At 41.8% G+C, this 3,498-nt stretch carries 3 protein-coding genes; all 3 read right to left on the bottom strand.

The window, feature by feature from the left end:
• Positions 1-106: 106 nt before the first annotated feature.
• Genes GSY63_RS00095 through GSY63_RS00085 form a run of 3 tightly spaced genes read right to left on the bottom strand, consistent with a single transcriptional unit; the run spans position 107 to position 3,342 of the window.
• The gene (locus tag GSY63_RS00095) at positions 107-1,132 is read right to left on the bottom strand and encodes a site-specific integrase (RefSeq protein ID WP_166583816.1); all 1,026 of its coding nucleotides are present in this window, start codon (positions 1,130-1,132) and stop codon (positions 107-109) included.
• The gene (locus GSY63_RS00090; RefSeq protein WP_166583815.1) at positions 1,119-2,144 is read right to left on the bottom strand and encodes a tyrosine-type recombinase/integrase; all 1,026 of its coding nucleotides are present in this window, start codon (positions 2,142-2,144) and stop codon (positions 1,119-1,121) included. The genes GSY63_RS00095 and GSY63_RS00090 overlap by 14 nt, the downstream gene beginning before the upstream one ends.
• Positions 2,113-3,342 (bottom strand): site-specific integrase, encoded by a 1,230-nt coding sequence (locus GSY63_RS00085; RefSeq protein WP_166583814.1) that lies wholly within the window; start codon positions 3,340-3,342, stop codon positions 2,113-2,115. The genes GSY63_RS00090 and GSY63_RS00085 overlap by 32 nt, the downstream gene beginning before the upstream one ends.
• Positions 3,343-3,498: the final 156 nt, after the last annotated feature.

The raw sequence follows: 3,498 nt of genomic DNA, 5'->3' as shown, positions 1-3,498 counted from the left end.
CCATCATTATGGAAAGTAAAAGATTATGTAAAGCAACATCATAAAAGGGGTTAAACCTGTGCGTTTAGCCGTCTACTTTACAATATCACTTTACATAATAATGCGGCTATTTTTTAAGGTTCTTTAGCCATTCTAACAAGGTATCATCTTTCTCCCATGAGTTAACCTTAGATTTTTCAGGCTTCATTTCAACATAGACCTTTTCAAAAGCATCTCGTTTTTGCTTGGAATCAGCACGTGCGTAGATGTCGGTTGTCTGAATGGATACATGTCCGAGAAGGTCACGTATGTAAACCAAGTTAACGCCAGCCTGCAAAAGGTGCATCGCTTTTGAATGCCGCAAGGAATGACAACTGATATTATCCGGTATGATGGCCGGGTTTATTTTCCTTGCCTGATCAGCACACGTTTTTAGGATGTATGTGATGCCAGCACGGGTAAGCTTCCCATTTCTTGTATTAGAGAACAAAGGGTACAGATTGGCGTGGGGTTCTAACAAACGAAGTTCCTGCATATATTTTTTCAGGAACACGATCTGTTCCTCATGGAGCGGAACCAACCGCGCTTTACGCCCTTTGCCTACAAGCTTTACAATGTTAGGGGAATCCAGCCTAACACTGGAGGGTGTAAGATCGATCATTTCCTGAACCCTGGCACCACTATCATACATCAGGGCGAGTAAGGCGAGATTGCGGCGACCGTTTCGGGTACTAATGTCGGGTTGCTCAAGGAGTAACTTTATACCGTCAGTCGTGAGATAGTTGATGCTTTTCTTTTGGTGCTGTTTTACTTTTATGGAGATGATCTTCTGCCACTCGAATAACCTTACCGGATTTTCATACTGAAGGTAGTTAAAGAATGAACGAATAGCGGCAAGACGGTAATTGCGGGTGGCGTTGCTGCATTGCCTGGCCTGTTGCAACCAATCAAGGAAGTCCATTATCGTATCCCTGTTTATTTTTTCAAGTGTCAGCTTTTGGGCTGCTATACCTTTCTGCTCTTTCATAAAAGTGATGAGCTGGACAAAGGTGTCTTTATAAGCCAGTATTGTATTGTGGCTGACATTACGCTCCCCCGGCAGATATTTGGAGAAAAAGTCACTTAGATATTTTGCCAGATCAGTTGTTTCCATAGTCCGCGTTAGTGTGAGTTTTAGGGAAAACATGGGTCGCTATCTCGTTGCCGTCGTTTAGCACATCCTGATATATTTCAGCCGTAAGCCTTACATAGTGGTCTGTGGATTTCAGTGACCTATGGCCTAAGCATTTTGATAACAAAGGCAGAGAATAGTACAGGTCCAAGCCAGTTTTAGACATCTTTACGAGTGAGTGAACCGCAAACGTATGCCTTAGATCATGAAGACGAGGGCCTTTATGATTTCCTTGATGTGGTATATCTGCGGCCGCTAACGCCTTTTTGAACCAAAGATAGACCACGCCCTGAGAACATTTTTTGCCCATCGGCGAGACAAAGAAAAAGTTCTTTTCATCGTTGAGGCGCGGTAGCGGCATCCGGTCACGATAATGCAGATACTGCCTGAGTACGATTATCAAACTTTCAGACAAAGGTGATATGCGTTCATCGCCGTTCTTACTTTTTCTGATGTAAAGGCATTGCTTGTCAAAGTCTACATCCTTGTTTTTTAAGGCTAAGGCCTCGTTGATCCTAAGACCGGTACTATATAACAAACGTATCACTGCAGGTATTATAAAAAGGCTTGTGTTCAGGTGTCTGTCAAATAACTCATAATGATCACAGGCCTGAAAGATGCACATCATCTGTTCATTGGTGAAGATATACGGGGTAAACCCGCTTATCTTGCGGGGTAGCCTCGGGATATAACAATCATAACCGATCCTGCACATGTATTTGCAGAACTCCGCCAGGGTACAATATTTATTATAGATCGTACATTGGCCATCATTAATACGGGTCGCCCGCCATTGTTCGACCTGTTGTTGCGTGATCCCTAATTCTCTTACATCATTGTCTACAAAAAAGCTGTCCAGTTCAAGGAGTATCCATTGCGCTCGTAATGAGACGTAGCCAAGCCCGTTTTTTATGGCTATAAATTGCTTAATGTAAGGCGCATAGATACTTTGATAGTTTAACTCACGCATAAAAAACACCCCCTTTCTGTTCATAGAAACTGCTGGAAACCGGCGGAACATGTAACGCACATTGACTTAGAGATCCGAGATCTATCCGTAGATAAGACATGGTGGTCTCTGTACTTTGGTGACCAAGCGCTTCGGATATTACCGGCATAGATTCCTTGTTCTCCAAAAACCGGCAAGCGAGACTATGGCGCATTGCGTGTGCGCCATGTCTCCTGCCTCTGACATCTACTTTGGAAGCCTCGATGATACGGCAAAACATGTTACTGACCGAACTTTTGGTCATCGGAGAAAAAGGTGCGATCGTGAAAAGGAAGACTTTATCTGACTCACTATTTTTTCGTCCGTATTTCAAATAATCTATGAGCGCTTCGCCAACTTCTAATAACAAAGGAAGTTTGATCTCCTTTCCTGTTTTATACTGGCACAGGGTGATAATACTTTGTTCCCAATCTATATTGCTAAAACTCAAATAGGCAATATCCGATGCCCTAAGCCCCAAACGTGTAGCCAATAACATCATAGCATAGTTTCTTTTCCCTGTGGCATCTGATCTTTGGATAGAAGTTTCTATTTGTAACACTTCTTTTTTGCTATACACGGAAGGCAATTTCACACCCCGGGAATACTTAAACTCCTGAAGGCACAATGAAAGGTCAGTTGCCAATATGTTTTCTTTGAACAAATATTGCAGCAAAGCCCGGATCGAGGATATTATAAATATCTTATTGTTTGTGCTGGTGGAAATGAATGTTATAATGTGGCTCTCCGTGATGTCCTCTATACGGCGTATGTGTTGGCTTTCGAGGTAAATAAACAATCTGTAAAGAGGCAACCTATACTCACTTATTGTCTTTTTTGACCGGCGCAATGATGCAAGATGTAATAAGAATTGTTTCATCGCAAGTCCTACCGGGCCTGATAACTCCCGTTTAAGGGGCTTGTAATGATGATTACTGATGGTGCCTGTCTCCTGAAATTCGTTTAAGAAATTGATACTTCTGATGATGTCATCTTGATACCTGGAAATAATATCGCCAGTCACTATAGTACGCAGAAATTTTTCGCCCACAGATGTGTCGTAATACGGTATCGATTCCTTTAGCATGTATGGCATTAATTTTTTCAGCCATAGGAATCTGTACATGTTAATTCTGGCAGTAGAAAAACGCTGCCGTTCAAAATGCTGAATGCATTGCTTAATTAATTCTTCGAATGTTTCCATTGATTACTCTTTTAAATGTCGTGGCAAAATTGCCATCACAAATAACTGGAGTAATCTTATGTATAGTGTTTATGTAAAGTAGCGCCTGTAACACAGGTACTTTTGATGTTTTTACACGCCTGCTTTACATAATCTTTTACTTTCCATAATAACGCT

Origin of the sequence: Mucilaginibacter agri (genome assembly GCF_009928685.1) — a bacterium.
Taxonomy (GTDB): Bacteria; Bacteroidota; Bacteroidia; order Sphingobacteriales; family Sphingobacteriaceae; genus Mucilaginibacter; species Mucilaginibacter agri.
This window is presented reverse-complemented; position numbering and strand designations above follow the sequence as displayed.

What these genes read in the sequence shown, in the direction of transcription:
- GSY63_RS00095 (WP_166583816.1), bottom strand. Translation starts at nt 1,132, where the DNA reads ATGGAAACAACTGATCTGGCAAAATATCTAAGTGACTTTTTCTCCAAA.
- GSY63_RS00090 (WP_166583815.1), bottom strand. Translation starts at nt 2,144, where the DNA reads ATGAACAGAAAGGGGGTGTTTTTTATGCGTGAGTTAAACTATCAAAGT.
- GSY63_RS00085 (WP_166583814.1), bottom strand. Translation starts at nt 3,342, where the DNA reads ATGGAAACATTCGAAGAATTAATTAAGCAATGCATTCAGCATTTTGAA.